Raw genomic sequence first — 21,562 nt, forward strand, 5'->3', positions numbered from 1 at the left:
TACTGGCCGAGCCTGACAGAAATCTGAGTCTGACTGGGATGTCATCTCTGAAAACCCGGACAAATGGGTCAGGTTGATGGGGGGGGTCATAGGGTTGGAAGCAGAACCGGGCCGGGGGCAATGGTCAGCTTTCATAGGATATGCGCGGGGGGAGCGGCGTAGCATGGGCTATGGCCCCTGCCCGATTTGCCCGCGCCCGATCTGGATCTGCCCGGTTGTTTGCGCCGCTGCATTCGCGGCGAGCCGCCTTGACCCTGCTCCTGCTGTCTGGGCTGCTGGCTGGCCCGCTCGCGGCCTCTGCGGGTGCCCAAACTGCCCAGAACGCCGACCAAGCCCTCCCGCCCATCACCACTTCTCCGGCTCAGACCACAGGGGCACAGAACACGGGCGGCTACTCCACCAACCGCTTTTTTGAAGACCTGAAGGCGGGCAAAGTCGCGCAGGTCACGCTGGACGGGGCGGGCAATGCCAGCGTCACTTTTATCAATGCCTCGCGGCCGCGTTCGGTGGTCGTGCCGCCCGACGCAGTGACTCTGAAGCGCATTCGGGCGGCGGGCGTGCCCCTGCGCGTGACGCCGGGTGGGTCGCCCTTTGGCTGGATCGGGCAAGTGCTGCCCTTGATCCTGACCGGGCTGATTTTGCTGGTGCTGTGGCGCTCACTGCGGGGCGCTCAGGGCGGAGGCAACGCGGCGAGTCAATTTGGGAAATCGAAGGCAGCAGTCATTGCGGAGGGCCAGATCAAACAGACCTTCGCCGACGTAGCAGGCTGTGACGAAGCCAAGCAAGATTTACAAGAAGTCGTCGAATTCCTCCGTCACCCCGAGAGATACCACCAACTCGGCGCACGCATCCCACACGGCGTCCTCTTGGTTGGCCCCCCTGGCAGTGGCAAGACCTTGCTCGCTAAAGCTGTCGCAGGCGAAGCCAAAGTGCCTTATTACTCCATCTCCGGTTCAGATTTCGTCGAAATGTTCGTCGGCGTCGGGGCGGCCCGTGTCCGTGACCTGTTCGAGCAAGCCAGAAAAAGTGCGCCCTGCATCGTCTTCATCGACGAAATAGATGCTGTTGGGCGCAAACGTGGCGTGAGTCTTCAGGGTGGCAACGACGAACGCGAACAGACCCTCAATCAATTGCTCGTGGAAATGGACGGCTTCGGCAGTGGACAAGAAGTGATTATCTTGGCCGCCACGAACAGACCCGATGTCTTGGATGCGGCTCTCTTGCGGCCCGGACGCTTTGACCGTCAAGTCGTCGTCGACGCACCCGATGTGCGGGGCCGGGAAATGGTCTTGCGGATTCATGCCCGGAAAAAGCCGCTGGACGCCAGTGTGGATTTGGCTCTGGTGGCTCGCAGAACCGCAGGCATGGTAGGAGCCGATCTCGAAAACCTGTTGAACGAAGCCGCACTCTTGGCGGCGCGGGAAGGGCGGACGCGGATTACGGGGCGGGATGTGGATGAGGCGCGTGACCGGGTGCTGATGGGGCCGGAACGCCGCAGCCTCGTGGTCAGAGAAGCAGACCGCAAGGTGACGGCCTACCACGAAGTCGGACATGCCCTCGCCGCTCAATTGTTGCCACATGCCAACCGAGTCGCCAAACTCACCGTTGTGCCGCGTGGCCGGGCCGCAGGGTACATGATGCCCGACGCCGATGACCGCCTGCACGTGACTCGGCACGCGCTGGAAGACATGATCGCGGTGGCTCTGGCAGGCCGCGCCGCCGAGGAAGTGGTGTACGGCGAGGTCACGACTGGGGCGCAAAACGACTTTCAGCAGGCCACCAACATCGCCCGCCGCATGGTCACCGAATGGGGCATGTCAGACCGGATCGGCAAGGTGGCCCTCGCCTCCGACGACGGCAACTTTCTGGGCGGCGGTTCTCAGGCCATGCCTATCAGCGAGGCTACCGCGTTTGCTGTAGACGAGGAAGTCCGCGCCCTGATCGACACCGCCTATGCCCGCGCGCTGGACTTGGTGCGGGAGCATCTGGCGGGCGTTCACGAGATCGTGCGGGTGCTGCTCCGCCGGGAAACCCTGAGTGGCGAGGAATTCAGTACCCTCCTGGCGGGCGGCACGCTGGACGACTTGCCCACGCCGCCTGCATTGGCGGGCGGCGGCTCTCCCCTGCCCGCCTAAGTGCTGTCTGATACGAACTTAAAATCGGTCGAAGACGAATTTCGAGCGAAGCGAGTGGAAGAAACGACGGGATGGCGGCGATGGACGACCCTATCGGTGCTTTTGCGGATGTTCGGGAATCAAAGCAATCCCGTATGAGACACGAAACAAGAAGGCTGCCGCGAGCATTCAATGCTCGCGGCAGCTTCGTTCCTGACAGAGGTGGTCAACTCTCGTCGTCTTCCGGGTCACGGGTGGTGCTGGGCTTCACAGGCGTGTGGGTGCGGTCTTGCGTGTCACGTGGGTCGCGGGGCAAATCGTCGCGGGTAATCTTGATTTCTATGGGCGTGCCCCCAAAGTTGAGAGAGCGCTGCGGAAACGGGATTTCGATGGCGGCCTGATCCATAGCGATTTTGATGCGGCGGTTGAATTCACGGCCAATCGCGTACTGGCTCTTGGGCTGCACCTTGAACAAGGCCCGCAACGTCACGCTGTCGGGAGCAAGCTGCGTCACGCCCTGCATTTCCGGGGCTTCCAGAAAAAACGGACTCCATTCGGGATCGGCGTAGATTTCGTTGCTCACGGCTTCCAGCACGCGCAGGGCGTCGTTGATGTTGGCAGTGTAGGTGACGTTCACGGTAGCGACCACGCGGCTCCAGTCTTTGCTGCTCACACTGACGGTCAGAATCTGGCCGTTGGGGATGATATGCACCGTGCCGTCCAGCGCCCGGAGTGCCGTGACACGCAAATTCAGGCGCTCCACGTTGCCCGACAACAGGCCCGTATTGACTGTAATCACGTCGCCCACGCCGTACTGGTCTTCCAACAGAATGAAAAAACCGGTGAACACATCTTTGATCAGGCTTTGAGCGCCGAACCCCACTGCCAACCCCAGCACTGACACACCTGCCAGCAAGCTGGTGGCATTCACGCCCAGCGTTTGCAGGCCCGCAATCAGGCCAATAATGACCACCACGGCTTTCAGCGAACTTTCCACCACACCTTTCAGGGTCTGGATTCGCACGCTGCGGCGGTTGAATTCTTCCTCGGCCACGATGCGTCCGGCGAGGCTGCCGATCAGATTCCACGCGATCAGGGCCAGCGCCAAAATGACCACAGCTTGCCCCGCGCTGTTGCGGAATCCGCCCACGATGTCTTGGCCCAATTCGAACAAAAATGGGATAGATGGCAGGTAGGCCACGTGCGTAGCGACGGCCAGCCAGCCCACCGTACAGGTCAGCAGCCACAGCCATTTCAGGGCCATCAGCAGGCGGCGGTTCACATGCGCCTCTACTCCCCGAATCAGGGTGCGCCCGAAGCGGTAGAGCGCGTAAGCGATGACAGCGGTCAGGGCCAGCCCGAACCACACTTGCGGTTTAGACAGTTGAATAATGAGGGCGTCCAGCATCCGTCCAATCTTTCATACATCGGCGGGCAGCAGCGGGGAAATCCGCAAAACAGCCGCCGTTCACTGCGGCGGCCTACTTCTATGCAGCGGTCTATTTCTGTGCAAAGGCCGCTTCCAGCTTGGGAATCAGCTGGGCTTCGTGGGCACGTGCCGCCCGCAGCAGGGCATTCTTGACTGCTCTGGCGTCGGCGCTGCCGTGCCCGATAAAGGCCAGCCCGCGCACGCCCACCAGAATGCTGGCCCCGTAGGTGCTGGGATCCATGCGTTCTGCGAGGCCCCGCAGTGCACCGCGTACCAGCAGGCCGCCCAGCTTGCTTTTCAGGGTGCTGCCCAACGCCTCGCGCACCCAGCCGAACAGCACTTTGGCTTCTCCCTCGGCCAGTTTCAGCACCACGTTTCCGGTAAAACCGTCGGTGACGACAATATCGGTGGTGCCCAAAAAGATGTCGCGGCCCTCGATGTTGCCGTGAAAGTTCAGGGTTTTGCCGTGCATGTCGCGCAGCAGGGCGTGGGTCTCCAGCACCAGCGCACTGCCCTTGTGGTCTTCTTCGCCAATGCTGAGCAGGCCCACCGTGGGGTTTTCCTTGTCCTCCACCACGCGCAGGTACACGCTCGCCAGCCGCGCCCACTGCGCCAGATACTGCGCCTTCACGTCGGCGTTTGCCCCGGCATCCAGCAGGGTGGTAAAGCCCGATTTGGCAGGCAGATGGGTCAGAATCGCGGGCCGGTCTACGCCTTTAATGCGGCCCAGAGTGAGCAGGGCGCTCGCCATCGTGGCTCCGCTGTGGCCCATGCTGACGGCGGCAGCGGCCTTGCCCTCCTTCACCAGACGGGTACACACGTTGATGCTGGCCTCGGTGCGGCTCCGCACGTCGCTGGCGTGTTCGTCCATCCCGATCACATCGGCGGCGTCTACCACTTCCAGTGGCAGGCCAGAGCTTCCGGCGTATTTGCCCAGTTCGGCGTGCAGCTTCACGCGGTCACCGACCAGCAGCACCGACACGCCCGCGCGGGCGGCCAACACCGCGCCCTCTACATTGGGCAGCGCACCGAAATCGCCCCCCACCGCGTCCAGCGCCATCGGCAGGGCAGATGCGGCGCTGGGAACTTCTGCTTTAGCGGTCATCCGCGTCGGTCAGGGCCGCTGACGTGTAGAAAGGACGGGTCTCGGTGCCGCGTGTCTCCGCGCTTCTGCCGCCTTCGCTGGGCAGGCGGTAGCCGGGGCGCTCCACTTGCTCCCGAATGTCCTTGAAATCCACATACCCATCGGCGGCGTTGCGGAGTTCGTAGCTGGTCATCTCGGGAATGCTGGCCACCACGACGCGCTTGCCCCGCGCCCGCAGCACTTCCACCGGGCGCTCGAAATCGCCGTCGCCCGTCAGCAGCACCGCCGTATCGAACCGCTCGGAAGTCGTCAGCAAATCGGTCACAATTTCTATATCGAGGCTGGCTCGCCTATGCGTATCGCCGTGCTCGTCTGTATTCTCACGCAGAGGCCGGGTACGCACCGTGTACCCCATATAGGTCAGCGCGTCTATAAAGCGTTTTTGCTTGTCGTCCATAGGCAGCGGCACGGCGGTGTAATAAAAGGCGTTGTACAGCACGCCGTAGCCCGCAAAATGCTCCAGAATCTTGCGGTGATCGAAGTTCCAGCCGAGGCGCTTGGCTGCTGCGTACACGTTTGCGCCATCAATAAATAATGCAATTCGTTCCATTTGAATACCGTCCATTGGTCTTGCCTCCATCGAATAGATCATACTGATAAGTGGTGCTGAATCGTCTTTCAAGCTGACAATACCGGGATAAGAAGAGAATTGAGATTCGGCGCGCTCCCCCTAAGATCTGGCCCCTAAGATAACGCAAGCGGGCAAAAGAAAGGCAGGCCAGAGGATCAGGCTCCGGGGCGCGGAATCTGGGGCCGCGCCTGCTCTAGGCCCACGGCGTTCAGGGCCGCCCAGACATCGGCCCGCAACCCAGCCAGATCAATCCCCGCGTACTCGGCGGGCAAGGTGTCCAGATACTGTTCGGCCTTGGTAAAATTGCGGTGCGCCAGACTGCCGTGATGCCAGCGTTTGTGCAGGGCCGCCGCCAGCAAAATTAGGGCCGACAAGCAGGCCCGCTCCTCGCCTGTAGCCCGCAGCCACACGCCTTCCCACGCCTCGTGCGCTTCCCACCAGTGGCGTGCATTAAACAGCCGGATGCCTTCTTGCCACGCCTCTGAATCCCGCGCCTGTAAATCCGATGCTGCCATGCCCCAACAGTAAGGCCGGTGACAGCGTATGACGCGGCCATGAACGATGGGTTAGGTCACCCCCATATGCCGCCTATCTGCCCGGTGTACAGCGGCGTATACTTTATTTTATGAAGCCTGTAGAACTCTCAGACAGCAATTTTACCGCCGAAATCAGCGAAGGCCTGACGCTGGTTGATTTCTGGGCACCGTGGTGTGGCCCGTGCCGCATCATCGCCCCAGTGATAGAGGAATTGGCTGGGCAGTACGAAGGCCGCGTCAAAATCGGTAAGCTGAACGTCGATGACAACCCGATGGTGCAGGGCCAGTACCGCGTGATGAGCATTCCCACGCTGATCTTGTTCAAGGACGGCCAGCCCGTAGAAGGCGTCGTGGGCGCACAGCCCAAGCGGGCCTTCGAAGCCCTACTTGACAAGTATGCCGTGACTGCCCAAGCCCCCGCCGCTGTAGAAAGCGTCTCGGCCAACTAAAGCCAACCAGCAGCGAGCCGCCTCCGATTTGGGGGCGGTTTTTGTTGGGCTGGGTATGAGGGCTTGGTCTAAGGGTCGAAGGGACTAAAGGCTGCAAGAGCCAAAGCAAAAGTCAAAGCCGTGCAGCACCAGCAAAAACGAAATTTCATGAGCCACCCTTAAACCCGCCCACTCAGAACCGCACCACGTCCGGCGGCGTCCACGCGTGCAGCGCCTCCCCTAGCAAAATCTCGCCCTCTTCCCATTCGCCGTGCCCGCTGTTTTCGTTGATATGCCCTGCTTCGCCCGCCGAGACCAGATCGGCTTCCCACGCTTCGGCAAAGGCGGTGGCGCGGTCTAGGGTTACATACGGGTCGTTTTCGCTGGCAATGATCAGGGTGGGAAAGGGGAGCGGCTGCATGGGAATCGGAGCCATCTGGCACACCACTGGGTCGGCTTCCAGCATTCCGGGTTGCTCGGCGTCGGTAGGGGCCACCAGCAGCGCCCCGCGCACCCGCTCATGACCGCCATAAATCTGCGCCCAATGCACAATCGTCAGCACGCCGCAGGAATGGCCCGCCAGCACCAGTTCGCCGGGAGTGACGTCTATGGCTTCTTGCAATCTGGCCGACCACCCTGCCGGGGTCGGGTCTTCCCAATCGTCCTGCACCACGCGGGCCGCGCCGAATTTGGTCTCCCACAGCGTTTGCCAGTGCTGCGGCCCACTGTCGCCAAGGCCGGGAACGATAATCAGGGTTGGGGTCATGGGAAAAGGGTAGCAGAGGCAGACAAAATAATTTCAGGCCAAAACAAAAACCCCCCGCACAGGGCGGGGAGCGTTCGTCAGTCTTGAACTGAAGAGGGCTTTAGACGAGTTCGATCAGGGCCATCGTCACACCGTCGCCCCGGCGGGTGCCGATGCGGAGGATGCGCGTGTAGCCGCCGGGACGCTCGGCGTACTTGGGAGCCACTTCGTCCATGACCTTGCGAACGACCATGATGTCGTGGATGTCGCGGGCCACCAGACGGCGGGCGTGCAGGTCGCCACCTTTGGCGGTGGTGATCAGCTTCTCTACGAAAGGACGCAGCTCTTTGGCTTTCGTGAGGGTCGTCTGGATACGGCCCTCGCGCAGCAGTGCCGTGGCTTGGGCGCGGGCCAAAGCGGTACGGGAACTGCTGTTGCGGTTGAGCTTGCGGCCACTTTTACCGTGACGCATGAGGAATCTCCTTGAGAATAGGCGTGACTGCCTAGAGATGAATGGGCGAAAAGATCAGTCGCGCAGCGCGAGGCCGAACTGTGCCAACTGCTGCTTGATCTCGTCGAGGCTGCGCTCACCGATGCCGGGAACCTTTTTCAGGTCGCGGTCAGAGAGGGCGCACAGGGCGTCCACACTGTCGATGCCTTCTTCTTTCAAAGAGTGCAGGACGCGGGTGGTGAGGCCGAGGCCCTCGAGGGTCACGCGGGGCGTGTCGAGATCGGCGGGGTAAGGCTGAGGATTGATGCTGAGTTCAGGCTGACGGGGCAGGTCGTACACGCTGGGCGCACTGGGCGCGGCAGGCGTGTAGATGGGCGTCTGGACTTCCGGCGCGAGGGCAGGAAGGGTTTCGACGTTACCGAACACCGTGAGTTCATCACGCAGAATCTCGACAGCTTTGTCGAGCGATTCCTGAGGGGTCGTGCTGCCGTCCGTCCAAATCCGAATAATCAAACGGTCAAGGTCGGTCTGCTGTCCCACGCGGGTATTTTCCACATGGTAGGCCACACGGCGCACCGGAGAGAACATCGCGTCAACAGGAATAGAGTTGATGCGGTCTTTGGTGGCGTGCTTGTCGGCGGGCACGTACCCTTCGCCTTCCTCCACGCGCACTTCCATCACCAGCTTGCCGTCTTCGGCCAGGGTAGCGATGTGCAGGTCAGGGTTGACGATTTCGGCGTCGCTCGGAACCTCGAAGGCACTGGCCCGCACGATCCCTTCACCCTGCGCACGCAGCGTCAGGGTTTTGGGGCCGGGGGCGTGAAAACGCACAACCATTTCCTTGAGGTTCAGAATCAACTGAATGACGTCTTCTTTGACGCCAGGGATGGTGCTGAATTCGTGGAGGACGTCTTCGATGTACACGCTGGTGACAGCGGTACCGGGGATCGAAGACATCAGGATGCGGCGGACAGGATTCCCGATGGTGACGCCGTAACCGCGCGTGAGCGGCTCTAGGACAAATTCGCCGTAATCGCCGTCCACGCGGGCTTTGAGTTGAGGGCGCTTCTGATCCACTGGGGCCTCCGTGTTAACGCGAGTAGTACTCGATGATGAAGTTCTCGTTGATTGGCAGCGCGAGGTCTTCTCGTGCGGGCAAACGGGAGAACGTGCCAGTGAACGTTTCAGGATTCAGCTCGACCCAGGGGCTCACGCGGCGGCGCTTTTGCGCTTCCATGTTTTCCTGAATAAAGCCGATCTGGCGGCTCTTCTCACCGATGGTGATTTCATCACCGATTTTGACGCGGTAAGAGGCGATGTCGACCTTCTTGCCGTTCACGAAAATGTGACCGTGACCCACAAATTGACGGGCCTGACGGCGGGTGCTGGCGAAGCCCATGCGGAAGACGACGTTGTCGAGGCGGCGCTCCAGCAATTGCAGGAACACCGTGCCGGTCACGCCGGGCACGTTGGCCGCTTCCTCGAAGAGGTTACGGAACTGCTTCTCGCCCATGCCGTACAGACGCGCCAGCTTCTGCTTTTCGCGCAGGCGGATGGAATAGTCGCTGGGGCGACCCTTGCGGCGCTGACCGTGCTGGCCGGGGCCGTAAGGACGCTTATCCAGATACTTCTGAACTTTTTCAGTCTCCGCGAGGTTGATGCCTTCGCGGCGGCTCTGCTTGGTAATGGAACCACGGAAACGACCCATGTTACGAACTCCTTAGCGGTCAAGCTGCTCTCAGTTGACCGGGTCTGCGGCCCTCTGGTGCCCGTTTCCTTGCCGGTGGTGCGGCTTTCCCGGCGAAGAACCGAGGCGGAAACGGGGCAGGTGGGCGCGCGCGTGTGCTTTAAGCGCGGTGCTTTTTCTTGGGGCGGCAGCCGTTGTGAGGCACGGGGGTGTCGTCCATGATGGACTTCACTTCGATGCCGCTGGCCTGAATAGCGCGGATGGCCTGTTCACGGCCAGAGCCGCTGCCACGCACGATCACGTCGACGATGTTCATGCCGAAGGTTTGCTGCGCCTTCTTCACGGCGTCGGCGGCGGCGAGCTGGGCAGCGTAGGGCGTGCCCTTCTTGCTGCCCTTGTAGCCAATCGTGCCGCCACTCGACCAAGCAACGCTGTTGCCTTCAAGGTCGGTGATGGTCACGATGGTGTTGTTGTAGCTCGCGTGAACATAAGCGCGGCCTGCGCTGATGTTGCGGCGAGCGCGGCGGGGGGTCTTGCCTTTGGTTGATTTTGCCATGGCTTATTACTTCCTCGCCGCTTTCTTCTTACCGGCGACGGTCTTGCGCGGCCCTTTACGGGTACGGGCATTCGTCTTGGTACGCTGGCCGCGCACGGGCAACCCACGGCGGTGACGCAGACCACGGTAAGCGCCGATGTCCATCAAGCGCTTGATGTTCTGGCCAACTTCGCTGCGGAGATCGCCTTCGACTTTGTAGGTCTTCTCGACGGCTTCACGCAGGGTGGACTGCTCGGCTTCGGTCAGGTTCTTGACGCGGGTATCGGGGCTAATGCCGGTACGCGCCAGGACTTCCTTAGCACGGGTCAGGCCGATGCCGTAGATGTAGGTCAGACCGATTTCGATCCGCTTTTCGCGGGGAAGGTCAACGCCTGCAATACGGGCCATTAGCCTTGCCTCTGCTTGTGCTTGACGTTGCTGCAAATGACCAACACGCGCCCGTGGCGGCGGATCACTTTGCAGTTGTCGCACATTTTCTTGACACTGCTGCGAACTTTCATGCTTCCTCCTCGCGCCGCCGAACCGCCACCCATCTTGGTGACCGCTTAGCTGCGCTCGACCCTCTGGCCCTGCACGCTGGCAGAACGGGAGAATCTCTTTGGGCAACAAACCCCTGAACCTACGTGTGCGCCGTTTTCAGTGGGGCTTTTGGCTGACGCCTAGGCCCAAACTGCAACTGCGCCTCCTCAAATCCCGCCCAGAGCCTAAGCTCGTGGGGCGTTATTTGCGGTAGACGATGCGCCCACGGCTGGTGTCGTAGGGGCTGATTTCCAGAACCACACGGTCTCCGGGCAAAATACGGATGTAGTGAATTCGCATTTTACCGCTGATGTACGCCAGCAGGTCATGTCCAGTGTCCAGCTTCACGCGGAACGTGGTGTTCGGCAAAGCCTCCTCCACGACGCCCTCAGCCCGAACGGTATCGGACTCTTCCTTCTTACGCTTTTCCCGCTGTTCCGGCATTTTTCGTCTTGCCACGCAACCTCCAGGCTTGATGCAAGCCAAACGTAAAGGTATCACAGGTAAGCGCAAGGGGCAAGAGTGAAGAAAGACTAAAGAGGCGAGGCGTGCAGTTGTCCAAGCCTCATGGACAGCAGCACGCCTTTAGGTAGAAGAAGGTCTTTTAGCCCGCTTGCCACACGTCTTGCATTACTCGCCAGAGCAGTTCCGGCACAGTCTGGAAACTGTAGGGGGCATGAATCCGCTCCAGGCGTTGGTGATAGTCGCGTCCCCAAGGGCCGATGTTGACGATGGGAAACTCCAGGGCGTCGGCGGGCACAGGGTCTACGTGGGCCGGGTGCGGCGTCTGCTCGCGCAGGCAGTTCTGTTCGGGCAAGTTGGCCGCCTGTCCCAAAAAGCTCATGTCGGAGATTCCAGCAAAGTGGCCGCGCACGCGCAGGCTCAGGCCCGTTTGCAGCGCCAAGTCCTGCGTATGTCGCGCAATAGCCGCCTTGAGTACCGCGTCGGCGGTATGGTCGCCCAAATGCGTGTGTGGGTAATGCAGCGCCCCAAAGCCGAGGATGATGGCGGGACCGTCCACTCCGGCGAGGCCCATCAGAGCCACCGTAATTTCACGGCTGGCCCGCAGGGGGTCGGGGCCAGACAGGGTGGATTCGATCCGCACCTGCACAGCTTCGGCTCCGACTCTGGCATCGGCCAACGCACGCAATTCGCCGTAAGTCAGCACTTTGGGATGCTGCACCATCAGGCGCGGGGCATTCAGGCTGCCCGCTCCCGCTGCCCGCCGTGCGAATTCGGCCTGAGACGAGGCCGCCACGTCGTCAGCCAGTCCCCGGAACAGGGCCAGAACCTCACTGGGCTGGCGCTGAACAGTCAGCACATTGAAGGCGCACCAGACCCAAGCGGGCGTAGTCACGTCGTATTGGGTGCGGCTGTCACGCAACTCTAAGCAGGCAGGCGCGGCGGCTTCGCCCAACTCCGAGCGGTCGGCCAGTTCCGGGTTGGCTTCTACGCGGCGCAGCAATTCGGCGGTCATCAGGCTGGCACTCACGCCGTCGAAGGGGTAGGCGGCGTGCGTGGGGCAGCCCACCACCAACGCCGACAACAACACTTTGCCCACTGTGCCGAGGTACGCCGCCCGACCCTCTTCTCCGCTGCCTACATCGGCGGTGGCGTCCAGATTCAGGCCCGCCACCAGTTTCAGGTTGCGGCGGGCAGCAATATCAGGCAGGTCATGGGCCACCGCCCGCGCTCCGCTGGAACGGCCTTCTTCGTCAGGAGTCGCCACGAACAGCAGGTTGCCGGGCCGCTGCTCGGGCGGCAGTTGGCTGTAATGTTCCAGCACCGCCAGCCCCGCCGCCAAGCCCCCTTTCATGTCCAGCAGGCCGCGTCCGGGCAGGAATTCCCCCGACTGCAAATCCGCCAGAGCCAACCGCTCGGCTGCCTCCAGGCCCCGGCTCACCGACTGGGTTTCCAGGGTGTGACACATGGTTTCCATCAGCGCCTCGGTTTGTCCAGCCAACGGTTGCCACGCGCCGTAGTCGTCGGTACTGACCGTATCGTAGTGGCCTGCCAGCAGCACAGTCTGCGTGCCCTGACCCTCCACGAGCGCGTACACGTTCCAGGCATCATGGCCGGAACGGGCGCGGCCCAGCCACACATTCTCCGGGTGGGCGGCAAAAATAGGCCAGCGCCTTAGCTCGGCTTCCAGCAGGCCCGCGAAGGCCGTTTCTCCGGGCTGCCCGGTCACGCTCGGCCAACTGGTCAGCAGGAGCGCCAGTTCGCGGGCACGCGCAAACCAGTCACCCTGCACTGTGGGGGTCAGAAGTGGAGCGGTCATGCGGCCAACCTGGCCTTACGCCACGCCTGCGAATTCGTCAATGGCTCGCTGACATCCAAAAGCAACCCTAAGAGGAACATAAAGCTTAGTTTAAGCCCTCTGTATCATTTCTTCCAGCGCCTGCCTATTCGACTGCCATGCCATTAAATCGGCAAGAGGAGGCGGGCAGGAGACTCTCCCCCGCCCGCTGATTTATGATTCACCCGCTGAAAAAATCAGTTCAACGTACTCAGAATCCGGCTGTACACATCGTCCATCGTGCCCACGCCGTCCACCGTTTTCAGGTGGCCCCGCGCCGCGTAGTAGTCGATCAGGGGGCGGGTCTGCTCGCGGTACACGTTCTGGCGTTCGCGGGCCACCGCTTCGGTGTCGTCGTCGCGGCCACTGGTTCTACCGCGCTCCACGATGCGGGAAATCAGAAGATCGTCGGGCACTTCTAGGAGCGGCACAGCGCTGATGGGTGCGCCGAGTTCTTCCAGCAGCATGTCGAGTTCCTGTGCCTGCGCGGTGGTACGCGGAAAGCCGTCGAAGATGACCCGCACGCTGTCCATGCTGGCGAGGCGGTCACGGATCAGCGCCATCAACAGGTCATCGGGCACCAGTTTTCCGGCTTTCATCAGTGGCCCGGCTTGCTGCCCCAATTCGGTGCCGCGCTCCACATGGTCACGCAGAATGTCGCCCGTGCTGATCTTGACGAGGTGTTGCTCGTGGGCAAGGCGTTCAGCCTGCGTGCCTTTGCCTGCGCCGGGCGGGCCGAGGAAAATCACGACTTTATTTTTGGATGTGGTCAACGTAGTCCCCCTTCTTTGGGTGTACAGCATAAGGTGAACTGGGCACCTCTGGGGCGGGCTTGCCCAGAAGTGTTCCCCGATAGGTGACGCAGGGCAATGGGGCCAAAGCAAAACCGCCCACCCAGACGAGGGCGAGCGGTTGTACAGAACGCTAGATCAATTGTTGAGTCTGCCGCGAATTCGGCCTTTGGTGATGAATCCGTCGTAACGGCGAACCGTCAGTTGGGCTTCCAATTGTTTCAAGGTTTCGAGCGCTACACCTACGATAATCAGCAGGCCTGTGCCTGAAAACTGGAAGGTGGTGATGCCGGTGGCCCGCTGCACGATCTGCGGAAACACCGTCAGCACAACCAAGAAGACCGCGCCCCACAAACTCAGGCGGCCACTGATACTGCCCAGATATTCAGCAGTGGGCACGCCGGGACGCACCCCCGGAATAAACCCGCCCGCTTCACGCAGCTGCTCGCTGATCCGCTTGGGATCAAACTGCACGCTGTTGTAGAGGTAGGTGAATCCGAAAATCAGCAGGGCTTCGAGAGCCAGATAGAAAGGCTGCCCGAACACCAGATTGGACTGAATCCAAGCGTTGACGCCGGGGGCACGGGTGGCGGTAGCCGAAGCGATCAGGTTGGGAATGATCAGCATGGCACTGGCGAAAATGACCGGAATCACGCCCGCCTGATTGACCTTGATGGGCAACCAAGTGGCCTGCCCGCCCATATTCCGAGCGGCCCCGCCTGTGGGTGTGCCGCCCCGCGCACGTGCGTAGGTCACGGGGACGCGCCGTTCGCCCTGATACACGTACACGATGCCCGCGATGGTGACCAAAATGACGGCAGCGAAGATCAAGATCCGCAGGATGCTGGTCTGCTCCGTGTTCAGCAGTTGGGCTGTGTTGGCGATCTCTGTGGGGTAGTTGGCGATGATGCCCGCCGTGATGATCAGGCTGATGCCGTTGCCGACGCCCACTTCGGTGATGCGCTCCCCAATCCACATGGTGAAGGCAATGCCCGCCACCTGCGTCAGCACCATCACGGCGGTCGTAAAGATACCGGGATCCCAGCCCACAGCGATATACGCCGGGTTACTGGTAATGAACAGCGAGAAGAACAGGGCCTGCACCGCGCCGAGGCCGACAGCGGCGTAACGCGTGAACTGGTTGATCTTCTTGCGCCCTTCCTCGCCCTCTTTACTGAGCTTCTCTAGGGCAGGAACGGTAGTGGTCATCAGCTGGATCACGATGCTGGCCGTAATGTACGGCAGCACGCCCAGCGCGAAGATCGAGAACTGCGAAAGATTGCCGCCCGAGATCAGGCTGATTAACCCGAAAAGGCCACCTGAGGTGGCCGATTCGAGTGCTGCGGTATTGACGCCGGGCGTGGGAATGGTGCTTCCCAAGCGGTACACCGCCAGCAGCAGCAGGGTGAAGACAATCTTCCGCCGAAGGTCCGGAATCCGGAACGCGTCGCGGAAGGCGCGGAGCATTTAGCCCGCCTTCTCGTCGTTTTGACTATCGCTGACTTGACTGTCGCTGCCCTTGGCTTCGGGCAAGATCACTTTGCCGCCCGCTGCTTCCACAGCCTTGATCGCTGCGGCGCTGGCTGCGTCCACATGCACGGTGACGGCGCGGGTCAGTTCGCCGCTGGCCAGCAACTTCACGGGCCAGTTCTTGCGGCGCACCAGTCCGGTCAGTTCCAGCGCCTCACGGTCAAGCACGTCCATGCCCGTTTCCTCAAGGTGCGAGAGCTTCACGATTTCGTAGGTGGTGCCCACGTTGTTGAATCCGCGCTTGGGCAGACGGCTGATCAGGGTGCTGCGGCCACCTTCGAAGAAGGAACCTTTGCCAGCACCGCTACGCGACTTCTGACCCTTGTGACCGCGTCCGGCGGTCTTGTCGGTGCCGCCGGGGCCGCGTCCAACACGTTTGCGGTTCTTGCGGCTGCCCTCTGAGGGCTTCAGTTCATGGAGCTTCACCCTTCCACCTCCAACATGTGCTGCACAGTCTTGACCATGCCGCGAATGGCAGGCGAATCGTTGAGGACACGGGTGTCGCCAATTTTACGCAGGCCCAACGCTTTTACAGTGGCAACTTGACTGGCACGGCGGCCAATCACGCTGCTCTTCAGAGTGATCTTGATGGATGCCATTATTGAGCACCTCCGGCGGGTTGCGCGGCTGCGGCAGGCTCGCCGCGCAGGGCGCGAACTTGCTTGGCCGTCCGCAGGTTCTTGAAGCCGTCGAACACGGCATACGCCACGTTGATTCGGTTCCGGCTTCCGAGTTCCTTCGAGAGCATGTTGGTGATCCCGGCCAGTTCGGCAATCGAACGGGGCACGGTGCCCGCGATGACGCCCGTACCGGGGCCTGCGGGTTTCAGCAGCACGCGGCTGGTGGAATTCACACCGACGATGTCGTGCGGAATGGTTCCGTTTTCGACAGGCACGGTGATCATGTTCTTGCGGGCAATCGCTTTGGCTTTCTCGATGGCCACAGGCACTTCTTTGGCTTTACCGATGCCCATGCCCACGCGACCGTTACGGTCACCGAGGATCACGAGTGCGGCGAAGCGGAAGCGGCGTCCACCTTGGTAGGTTTTGGACGTGCGGTTCACGAACAGCATCTTCTCTTCGAATTCGCTGGTTTCGCGTTCGCGGTCATTGCGACGATTAAAAGTCAAGGCCACCCTCCCGCGCCGCGTCTGCGAGCGCTTTCACGCGTCCGTGGTAACGGTACTGACCACGGTCAAAGACAACCTGCTTGACACCCTTGGCAGTCGCGGCTTCGGCCAAGGCCTTGCCCACTGCGGCGGCGGTGTCGGTTTTGGTGCCGGTCTTGAGGACGCTGCTGTTGGCCGAGGCCAAGGTGGTGCCGCTGGCATCGTCGATGATTTGGGCGTAGATGTGCTTGCTGGAGCGGAACACGCTGAGGCGTGGGCGCTCGCCAGCAGCGACGCGTACCTTGCGGCGGGCGCGAAGCTTGCGGCGGATGGTGGTCTGGGCTGCCATTATTTCTTCCCTTTCCCGCCCGTCGCACCGGCTTTACCGGCCTTCAGGGCAATTTGCTCGCCAACGAAACGCACACCCTTGCCGTGGTAGGCGTCGGGCTTGCGAACCTTGCGGACATTGGCGGCCACTTGGCCCACCAGTTGCTTGTCGATGCCGCTCACGTCGATTTTGGTGGGTTCAGGCACCGTAAACGTCACGCCAGCAGGAGGATCGATGATGACGGGGTGGCTGTAGCCGATGGCCAGTTCCAGCACCTTGCCGTTCAGCTTGGCACGGTAACCCACGCCACGCAGCTCGAGGTTGATGGTAAAGCCGTCGCTCACGCCTTTGACGGCGTTGGCAACCAGCGTGCGGGTCAAGCCGTGCAGGGCGCGGTGCCGCTGGGCGTCGCTGGGACGCTCGACGAGCAAGGTGCCGTCTTCGTGCTTGATGGTCAGGTCTTGATTGAAGGGAACGGTGAGTTCGCCTTTTGGCCCTTTGACCTTGAACACGCCATTGGCGGTGCTCGCGGTCACGCCGTTGGGAACGGCGATGGGTTGTTTACCGATACGGGACATCTTGTCTCCTTAAATGCAGAGCCGGGGCTTGCGGTGTGGCTCCGTGGTCAGGGATGAAAAAAGAACAGCCAGCGCGAGATCAGGTGGGTGGGTAGACGCCGGAGCGTTTACCAGAGTACACAGATAACTTCGCCGCCGATTCCCTGTTTGCGGGCTTCGCGGTCAGGGAGTAGGCCTTTGCTGGTAGACACGATGGCCACACCGAGGCCGCGCTGGATGCGGGGCAGGCTGTCGGCGCTCACGTAAGCGCGGCGGCCAGGACGGCTGATGCGCTCGATGTGCTTGATGACCTGTTCACGCTTGTGGCCGTATTTCAGGGTCACGCGCAGGACGTCAAACTTCTGGCCTTCGGGACGGGTGCGCTCGACGGAAGCAACATAGCCTTCCTTCACGAGCAGCTTGGCAAGCTCTTCTTTGAACTTAGAGGCCGGGATGTCCACGGTCTCTTTGAACGTGCGCGTCGCGTTGCGAATGCGCGTGAGCATGTCGGCGATAGGATCACTCAGCATGTTTTTCCTCCGGGGGCGTATGCAAGGCACAGAGGCCCCGGCGGGTGGCCCGTCACCTGTCTGATGGCGGGCCGAGTCTTCCCTTGAAAATTGGGTTCGGCAGCCAAGCGGTTACCGTTCCGTTTCTTCTGTTGGGTCATATCCCGGTCCCAGACGATCACCGCCCAAATGTCCCTGCGTACCTCTCGGTGGTCAGGGCGGGCGGTTCGTATCCGGGTGGGGCCTACAAGGTTCGCGTTCTGGCTGGGCCTAAGCCGGTGCCAAAGGGTGCGATGTCTTACCAGCTGCTCTTTTTCACGCCGGGCAATTCGCCTTTGTGTGCCAATTCGCGGATGCAAATGCGGCACAGGCCGAAAAACCGGTAGTAGCTGCGGGCGCGGCCACAGCGGGAGCAGCGGTTGTAGTTTTGCACGGCAAATTTCATGCCGCGCTCTGCCTTCACAACTTTAGAGGTGTTCGCCATATGCTTCCTTATTTACCGGAGACTTATTTCCGGAACGGGAGACCCATCGCCTGAAGCAGTGCGCGGGCTTCCTCGTCGGTCTTCGCGGTGGTTACGATAGTGATATCCATACCGCGCACCTTGTCCACCATATCATAGGTGATCTCCGGGAAGATCAGCTGCTCTTTGATGCCGAGGTTGTAGTTGCCACGTCCGTCGAAGGCGTTGGGGTTGATGCCACGGAAATCGCGGATGCGGGGCAGGCCGATGTTGATCAGCTTCTCCAAGAACACGTACATGCGCTCGCCGCGCAGCGTAACCTTCACGCCCACGGGCATGCCCTGACGGAGCTTGAAGTTGGAGATGCTCTTCTTAGCCTTGGTGATGATGGGCTTTTGAAGGGTGATCAGCGCCAATTCCTTGGCGGCTTTGTCGATGGCCTTGCTGTCTTCCTTGGAAGCGCCGAGGCCCTCGTTGATCACGATCTTTTCGATGCGCGGCGCGGCCATAATGGACGAATATCCAAACTGCTGCACCAGCGCGGGCCGGACTTGCTCGTTGTACTTGCCTTTCAGGGTCTGCATGCTGCCTCACGGGGTTCGGGCGATACTGCAACTGACGGAGCAGCCGCCCAGGTCACGCATTGGGCGCGTGACCCTGAGATTCAGTCGATGACTTTGCCGCTGCCGACAGCGACGCGGACTTTCTTACCGTCCACGATCTGCTTACGGATGCGGGTGGCCTTGCCGGTTTCGGGATCAACGAGCGCCACTTTGCTGGCGTGAACGGCACCTTCGCGCTTCTCGATGCCGCCCTGAGGGCTGCTGGCGCTGGGTTTCACGTGCTTGGTGACCATGTTGACGCCCTCTACGACGACTTTGGCGTCACGGGGCAGGGCCAAGAGAACCTTCCCGGTCTGGCCCTTGTCCTTGCCGCGCAAAACGATGACGGTGTCACCCTTTTTGACGTGCAGCTTGTCGTTGTGGTGAGAGCCTGCGCTGGGAAGAGGCATTACAAGACCTCCGGAGCGAGCGACACGATTTTCATGAAGCGGCGGTCACGCAGCTCGCGGGCCACTGGCCCGAAAACGCGGGTGCCGCGAGGCTCGCCCTGATTGTTGATGATGACGGCGGCGTTCTTGTCGAAGCGGATGGTGCTGCCGTCGGCACGCTTGATGGCGTGGCTGGTACGCACGACGACGGCTTTCACCACGTCACCGGCTTTCACGGCACCACGGGGCGCGGCGTCTTTTACGCTGGCCACGATGATGTCACCGACTCCGGCGTAGCGCTTGTTGCCGCCGCCGCCCGTCGTCAGGCCTTTGCCACCGATGCCGCTGTTCAGCACGCGGATGCACATGATTTCGCGTGCGCCGCTGTTGTCCGCCACGTCGAGGCGGGATTGAGGCATGATCATGCTTGACCGCCTTCAGTTTCCACCGCAGTGGTTTCGATGCCGCGGGGGCGCTCGATCAGTTTGGTGACCTTCCAAGTTTTGGTCTTGGAGATAGGACGCACGGCGATAATCTCGACGCGGTCACCAGTCTTGTATTCGTTGGCTTCGTCGTGGGCAGCGTATTTATGGCTGCGGGTCACGATCTTGCCGTACAGGGGGTGAGCAAACCGGCGCTCGACTTTGACACTGACGGTCTTGTCGGCCTTGTCGCTCACCACGACGCCCGTGAAGGTCTTTTTCATTTCTGCTCTCCAGCGGCGCTCAGCTGACCACGAATGGTATTCAACTGGGCGACTTCGCGGCGGAGTTGCGTCACGCGGTGGGGCTGGGCAAGCGTGCCCATGGCCGCCTGAAAGCGCAGCTCCATCAATTCTTTCTTGCGGGCGTCGATTTCTTTCTTGAAATCGGCGGCCTGCAAACTACGCATGTCACTGGGCTTCATCGTAAACCTCGCGCTTGACCATCTTGGTCTGGATGGGCAGCTTGTGTCCGGCCAAACGGAAGGCTTCCTTGGCCTGCTCTTCGGTCACGCCCGACACTTCGAACATGACGCGGCCCGGCTTCACGACGCTGACCCAGAACTCCACAGCACCCTTACCTTTACCCATTCGGGTTTCGGCGGGCTTCTTGGTCACAGGCTTGTCGGGGAAGATGCGGATGTAGATCTTGCCCCCACGGCGGAAGTGACGGCTCATCACGATGCGGCAGGCTTCGATCTGGTTAGACCGAACCCAAGCGGCTTCGAGCGCGATCAGGCCGAAGTCGCCGAAGGCAACGTAGTCGCCGCCCTTGGCGTCACCGGTCATCCGGCCGCGGTGCTGCTTGCGGTATTTGGTGCGCTTAGGAAGAAGCATCACTCACCTCCGCGCCGCGCGGTAGGACGGCGGCGGTTCGTGCGGGGACGGTCTCCGCCTTCGGGGCGGCGATCATCACGGCGGGGGGGACGGGCCAGCGTCTCGGTGCGGCCACCGATGACTTCACCGTTGAACACGAGGACTTTGATGCCCAGGATGCCATAGGTGGTGCGGGCCAGCGCGGTGCCGTAGTCGATGTCGGCACGCAGGGTGTGCAGGGGCACGCGGCCTTCCAGCACTTTTTCGGTGCGGGCTTGCTCGGCTCCGCCCAAACGCCCGGACAGGATGATTTTGACGCCGCGGGCGCCCGATTCCATCACGCGCTGTGCAGCCTGCTTCATGGCGCGGCGGAAGGCGAAGCGGCGCTCGATCTGCTCGGCGATGCGCAGGGCCACGAGGGGCGCACTGATGTTGGGGTTGGGGATTTCCGCGACGTTGACGGCCACGGTTCCGGCGGACACCAGTTTCTCGATGTCGCCGCGCAGACCCTTGATGGAGTCCCCGCCCTTGCCGATCACGATGCCGGGTTTGGCCGCGCTGATGATCACGTTGACCTGCTGACCGGCACGCTCGATTTCGATACGGGCGATTCCGGCGGCAGCCAGCTTCTTGTTGACGAGGTTACGAATCTTCTCGTCTTCTTTCAGCAATTTGGCGTACTGCTTTTTGCCCGCGTACCAGCGGCTGTTCCATCCACGGGTAATACCGAGGCGAAAGCCGTTCGGGTTAATCTTGTTACCCATTACTTGTTCCCCTTCCCGGTGCTCTGTTTGCCAGCGGTGCGAACCGTGGCAACCCGCTCGCCCACGATGATGGTGATGTGGCTGGTGCGCTTTTTCAGGATGTTGGCGCTGCCACGGGCACGGGGAATCAGGCGCTTGAGGGTCGGGCCGACGTCGACGTAAGCCGCCGTGATGACCAGACGCTCTTCGAGCATGTCGTCGTTGTGCAGGGCGTTGGCTTTGGCGCTGTTCAGCACCTTGGCGACCGGCTCACTGGCAGCGCGGGGGATAAAGCGCAGTAGGTCTTCGGCGTCACGGACGCTCTTGCCACGGATCACGTCGACCACCAAACGCACTTTGCGGGGGCTCATGCGCACGTAACGGGCGATGGCCTTACCGGGGGTGCGCAGCTTGACGTTCTGCTTGCGTTCCTTCTTGTTACGGAAGGTCTGTTCAGGGACGATAGGAGCGGTCATTTCTTCTTGCTCCCCTTGGTGTTCTTGTCTGCGCCGTGACCCCGGTAAGAGCGGGTGGGCGAGAATTCACCGAGTTTGTGGCCGATCATCTGCTCGTTCACGAACACGGGCACATGCTGCTTGCCGTTGTGCACGGCAATGGTGTGACCGATCATTTCGGGAACGATGGTGCTGCGGCGGCTCCACGTCTTGATGACGCGTTTTTCCTTGCGGTCGTTCTGGGCGTCCACCTTTTTCAGGAGGTGGTCATCCACGAACGGCCCTTTCTTCAGGCTACGGGGCATGTTCTA

Annotated in this window: 33 protein-coding genes; 2 read left to right on the top strand and 31 right to left on the bottom strand. The window is 61.4% G+C overall.

Going from position 1 to position 21,562, the window contains the following annotated elements; translation table 11 throughout:
• The first annotated feature begins 170 nt into the window (after positions 1 to 170).
• Positions 171 to 2,135, top strand: coding sequence for an ATP-dependent zinc metalloprotease FtsH (gene ftsH, locus SU48_RS11240; protein ID WP_231881617.1), 1,965 nt, complete (start codon positions 171 to 173; stop codon positions 2,133 to 2,135).
• A 205-nt stretch (positions 2,136 to 2,340) separates the two neighbouring features.
• On the opposite strand, the gene SU48_RS11245 is transcribed toward ftsH, so the two are convergent.
• From SU48_RS11245 to SU48_RS11260, 4 genes are all read right to left on the bottom strand, one after another.
• The gene (locus SU48_RS11245) at positions 2,341 to 3,522 is read right to left on the bottom strand and encodes a mechanosensitive ion channel family protein (RefSeq protein ID WP_064015330.1); all 1,182 of its coding nucleotides are present in this window, start codon (positions 3,520 to 3,522) and stop codon (positions 2,341 to 2,343) included.
• A 91-nt stretch (positions 3,523 to 3,613) separates the two neighbouring features.
• The gene (plsX, locus tag SU48_RS11250) at positions 3,614 to 4,648 is read right to left on the bottom strand and encodes a phosphate acyltransferase PlsX (RefSeq protein ID WP_064015331.1); all 1,035 of its coding nucleotides are present in this window, start codon (positions 4,646 to 4,648) and stop codon (positions 3,614 to 3,616) included.
• The gene (locus SU48_RS11255; protein WP_064016023.1) at positions 4,638 to 5,237 is read right to left on the bottom strand and encodes a LabA-like NYN domain-containing protein; all 600 of its coding nucleotides are present in this window, start codon (positions 5,235 to 5,237) and stop codon (positions 4,638 to 4,640) included. The genes plsX and SU48_RS11255 overlap by 11 nt, the downstream gene beginning before the upstream one ends.
• A 176-nt stretch (positions 5,238 to 5,413) precedes the next feature.
• Positions 5,414 to 5,773 (bottom strand): DUF309 domain-containing protein, encoded by a 360-nt coding sequence (locus tag SU48_RS11260; protein ID WP_064015332.1) that lies wholly within the window; start codon positions 5,771 to 5,773, stop codon positions 5,414 to 5,416.
• Positions 5,774 to 5,883: 110 nt separating this feature from the next.
• Here SU48_RS11260 and trxA point away from each other — a divergent pair, with 110 nt between their 5' ends.
• Positions 5,884 to 6,243 carry a thioredoxin gene (gene trxA, locus SU48_RS11265; protein WP_064015333.1) on the top strand — a complete coding sequence of 120 codons (360 nt, stop codon included), beginning with the start codon at positions 5,884 to 5,886 and terminating at the stop codon, positions 6,241 to 6,243.
• Between the two features lie 172 nt (positions 6,244 to 6,415).
• Here trxA and SU48_RS11270 read toward each other — a convergent pair whose 3' ends face one another.
• The 27 genes from SU48_RS11270 to rpsS all read right to left on the bottom strand — a co-directional run bounded on the left by SU48_RS11270 (position 6,416) and on the right by rpsS (position 21,556).
• Positions 6,416 to 6,988 (bottom strand): RBBP9/YdeN family alpha/beta hydrolase, encoded by a 573-nt coding sequence (locus tag SU48_RS11270; RefSeq protein WP_064015334.1) that lies wholly within the window; start codon positions 6,986 to 6,988, stop codon positions 6,416 to 6,418.
• A gap of 100 nt (positions 6,989 to 7,088) precedes the next feature.
• Positions 7,089 to 7,439: a 50S ribosomal protein L17 gene (rplQ, locus tag SU48_RS11275; protein WP_064015335.1), complete on the bottom strand. Its 351-nt coding sequence runs from the start codon at positions 7,437 to 7,439 to the stop codon at positions 7,089 to 7,091.
• Positions 7,440 to 7,493: 54 nt separating this feature from the next.
• The gene (locus SU48_RS11280; protein ID WP_064015336.1) at positions 7,494 to 8,495 is read right to left on the bottom strand and encodes a DNA-directed RNA polymerase subunit alpha; all 1,002 of its coding nucleotides are present in this window, start codon (positions 8,493 to 8,495) and stop codon (positions 7,494 to 7,496) included.
• Between the two features lie 13 nt (positions 8,496 to 8,508).
• The gene (rpsD, locus tag SU48_RS11285; RefSeq protein ID WP_019012072.1) at positions 8,509 to 9,126 is read right to left on the bottom strand and encodes a 30S ribosomal protein S4; all 618 of its coding nucleotides are present in this window, start codon (positions 9,124 to 9,126) and stop codon (positions 8,509 to 8,511) included.
• A 139-nt stretch (positions 9,127 to 9,265) separates the two neighbouring features.
• The gene (rpsK, locus tag SU48_RS11290) at positions 9,266 to 9,661 is read right to left on the bottom strand and encodes a 30S ribosomal protein S11 (RefSeq protein ID WP_019012073.1); all 396 of its coding nucleotides are present in this window, start codon (positions 9,659 to 9,661) and stop codon (positions 9,266 to 9,268) included.
• A gap of 6 nt (positions 9,662 to 9,667) precedes the next feature.
• The gene (gene rpsM / locus SU48_RS11295; RefSeq protein WP_019012074.1) at positions 9,668 to 10,048 is read right to left on the bottom strand and encodes a 30S ribosomal protein S13; all 381 of its coding nucleotides are present in this window, start codon (positions 10,046 to 10,048) and stop codon (positions 9,668 to 9,670) included.
• Entirely contained in the window at positions 10,048 to 10,161 is a 114-nt protein-coding gene (gene rpmJ / locus SU48_RS13950; protein ID WP_012693977.1) for a 50S ribosomal protein L36, read from the bottom strand. The genes rpsM and rpmJ overlap by 1 nt, the downstream gene beginning before the upstream one ends.
• Positions 10,162 to 10,381: 220 nt before the next feature.
• Positions 10,382 to 10,624: a translation initiation factor IF-1 gene (gene infA, locus SU48_RS11300; RefSeq protein WP_019012076.1), complete on the bottom strand. Its 243-nt coding sequence runs from the start codon at positions 10,622 to 10,624 to the stop codon at positions 10,382 to 10,384.
• 160 nt (positions 10,625 to 10,784) lie between these two features.
• On the bottom strand, positions 10,785 to 12,461 hold the full coding sequence (locus tag SU48_RS11305) for a M20/M25/M40 family metallo-hydrolase (protein WP_064015337.1): 1,677 nt from the start codon (positions 12,459 to 12,461) through the stop codon (positions 10,785 to 10,787).
• Between the two features lie 215 nt (positions 12,462 to 12,676).
• Positions 12,677 to 13,252: an adenylate kinase gene (locus SU48_RS11310; RefSeq protein ID WP_064015338.1), complete on the bottom strand. Its 576-nt coding sequence runs from the start codon at positions 13,250 to 13,252 to the stop codon at positions 12,677 to 12,679.
• Between the two features lie 156 nt (positions 13,253 to 13,408).
• Positions 13,409 to 14,737 carry a preprotein translocase subunit SecY gene (gene secY, locus SU48_RS11315; protein ID WP_064015339.1) on the bottom strand — a complete coding sequence of 443 codons (1,329 nt, stop codon included), beginning with the start codon at positions 14,735 to 14,737 and terminating at the stop codon, positions 13,409 to 13,411.
• Entirely contained in the window at positions 14,738 to 15,226 is a 489-nt protein-coding gene (gene rplO / locus SU48_RS11320) for a 50S ribosomal protein L15 (RefSeq protein WP_064015340.1), read from the bottom strand.
• Positions 15,223 to 15,390 (bottom strand): 50S ribosomal protein L30, encoded by a 168-nt coding sequence (rpmD, locus tag SU48_RS11325; protein ID WP_026299134.1) that lies wholly within the window; start codon positions 15,388 to 15,390, stop codon positions 15,223 to 15,225. Before rpmD ends, rplO begins: the two co-directional genes overlap by 4 nt.
• An 8-nt stretch (positions 15,391 to 15,398) precedes the next feature.
• Positions 15,399 to 15,929: a 30S ribosomal protein S5 gene (rpsE, locus tag SU48_RS11330; protein ID WP_026299135.1), complete on the bottom strand. Its 531-nt coding sequence runs from the start codon at positions 15,927 to 15,929 to the stop codon at positions 15,399 to 15,401.
• Positions 15,919 to 16,257, bottom strand: coding sequence for a 50S ribosomal protein L18 (gene rplR, locus SU48_RS11335; RefSeq protein WP_064015341.1), 339 nt, complete (start codon positions 16,255 to 16,257; stop codon positions 15,919 to 15,921). Before rplR ends, rpsE begins: the two co-directional genes overlap by 11 nt.
• Positions 16,257 to 16,814, bottom strand: coding sequence for a 50S ribosomal protein L6 (gene rplF, locus SU48_RS11340; RefSeq protein ID WP_064015342.1), 558 nt, complete (start codon positions 16,812 to 16,814; stop codon positions 16,257 to 16,259). The genes rplR and rplF overlap by 1 nt, the downstream gene beginning before the upstream one ends.
• A gap of 107 nt (positions 16,815 to 16,921) precedes the next feature.
• Entirely contained in the window at positions 16,922 to 17,323 is a 402-nt protein-coding gene (gene rpsH, locus SU48_RS11345) for a 30S ribosomal protein S8 (RefSeq protein ID WP_019012085.1), read from the bottom strand.
• Between the two features lie 277 nt (positions 17,324 to 17,600).
• Positions 17,601 to 17,786 (bottom strand): type Z 30S ribosomal protein S14, encoded by a 186-nt coding sequence (locus tag SU48_RS11350; protein WP_019012086.1) that lies wholly within the window; start codon positions 17,784 to 17,786, stop codon positions 17,601 to 17,603.
• Between the two features lie 23 nt (positions 17,787 to 17,809).
• Positions 17,810 to 18,349: a 50S ribosomal protein L5 gene (gene rplE, locus SU48_RS11355; RefSeq protein WP_064015343.1), complete on the bottom strand. Its 540-nt coding sequence runs from the start codon at positions 18,347 to 18,349 to the stop codon at positions 17,810 to 17,812.
• 80 nt (positions 18,350 to 18,429) lie between these two features.
• A complete protein-coding gene (gene rplX / locus SU48_RS11360) occupies positions 18,430 to 18,777 on the bottom strand; it encodes a 50S ribosomal protein L24 (protein ID WP_019012088.1) in 348 nt (115 codons plus the stop codon).
• A complete protein-coding gene (gene rplN / locus SU48_RS11365) occupies positions 18,777 to 19,181 on the bottom strand; it encodes a 50S ribosomal protein L14 (RefSeq protein WP_064015344.1) in 405 nt (134 codons plus the stop codon). The genes rplX and rplN overlap by 1 nt, the downstream gene beginning before the upstream one ends.
• A complete protein-coding gene (gene rpsQ, locus SU48_RS11370) occupies positions 19,178 to 19,462 on the bottom strand; it encodes a 30S ribosomal protein S17 (protein WP_064015345.1) in 285 nt (94 codons plus the stop codon). The genes rplN and rpsQ overlap by 4 nt, the downstream gene beginning before the upstream one ends.
• A complete protein-coding gene (gene rpmC / locus SU48_RS11375) occupies positions 19,459 to 19,662 on the bottom strand; it encodes a 50S ribosomal protein L29 (RefSeq protein ID WP_064015346.1) in 204 nt (67 codons plus the stop codon). Before rpmC ends, rpsQ begins: the two co-directional genes overlap by 4 nt.
• Positions 19,649 to 20,074 carry a 50S ribosomal protein L16 gene (rplP, locus tag SU48_RS11380; RefSeq protein ID WP_064015347.1) on the bottom strand — a complete coding sequence of 142 codons (426 nt, stop codon included), beginning with the start codon at positions 20,072 to 20,074 and terminating at the stop codon, positions 19,649 to 19,651. The genes rpmC and rplP overlap by 14 nt, the downstream gene beginning before the upstream one ends.
• Positions 20,074 to 20,817 (bottom strand): 30S ribosomal protein S3, encoded by a 744-nt coding sequence (gene rpsC / locus SU48_RS11385; protein ID WP_019012092.1) that lies wholly within the window; start codon positions 20,815 to 20,817, stop codon positions 20,074 to 20,076. The genes rplP and rpsC overlap by 1 nt, the downstream gene beginning before the upstream one ends.
• Positions 20,817 to 21,272 (bottom strand): 50S ribosomal protein L22, encoded by a 456-nt coding sequence (gene rplV / locus SU48_RS11390; RefSeq protein ID WP_064015348.1) that lies wholly within the window; start codon positions 21,270 to 21,272, stop codon positions 20,817 to 20,819. Before rplV ends, rpsC begins: the two co-directional genes overlap by 1 nt.
• A complete protein-coding gene (gene rpsS, locus SU48_RS11395) occupies positions 21,269 to 21,556 on the bottom strand; it encodes a 30S ribosomal protein S19 (protein ID WP_019012094.1) in 288 nt (95 codons plus the stop codon). Before rpsS ends, rplV begins: the two co-directional genes overlap by 4 nt.
• Positions 21,557 to 21,562: the final 6 nt, after the last annotated feature.

The organism is Deinococcus puniceus, from assembly GCF_001644565.1.
Classification (GTDB): Bacteria; Deinococcota; Deinococci; order Deinococcales; family Deinococcaceae; genus Deinococcus; species Deinococcus puniceus.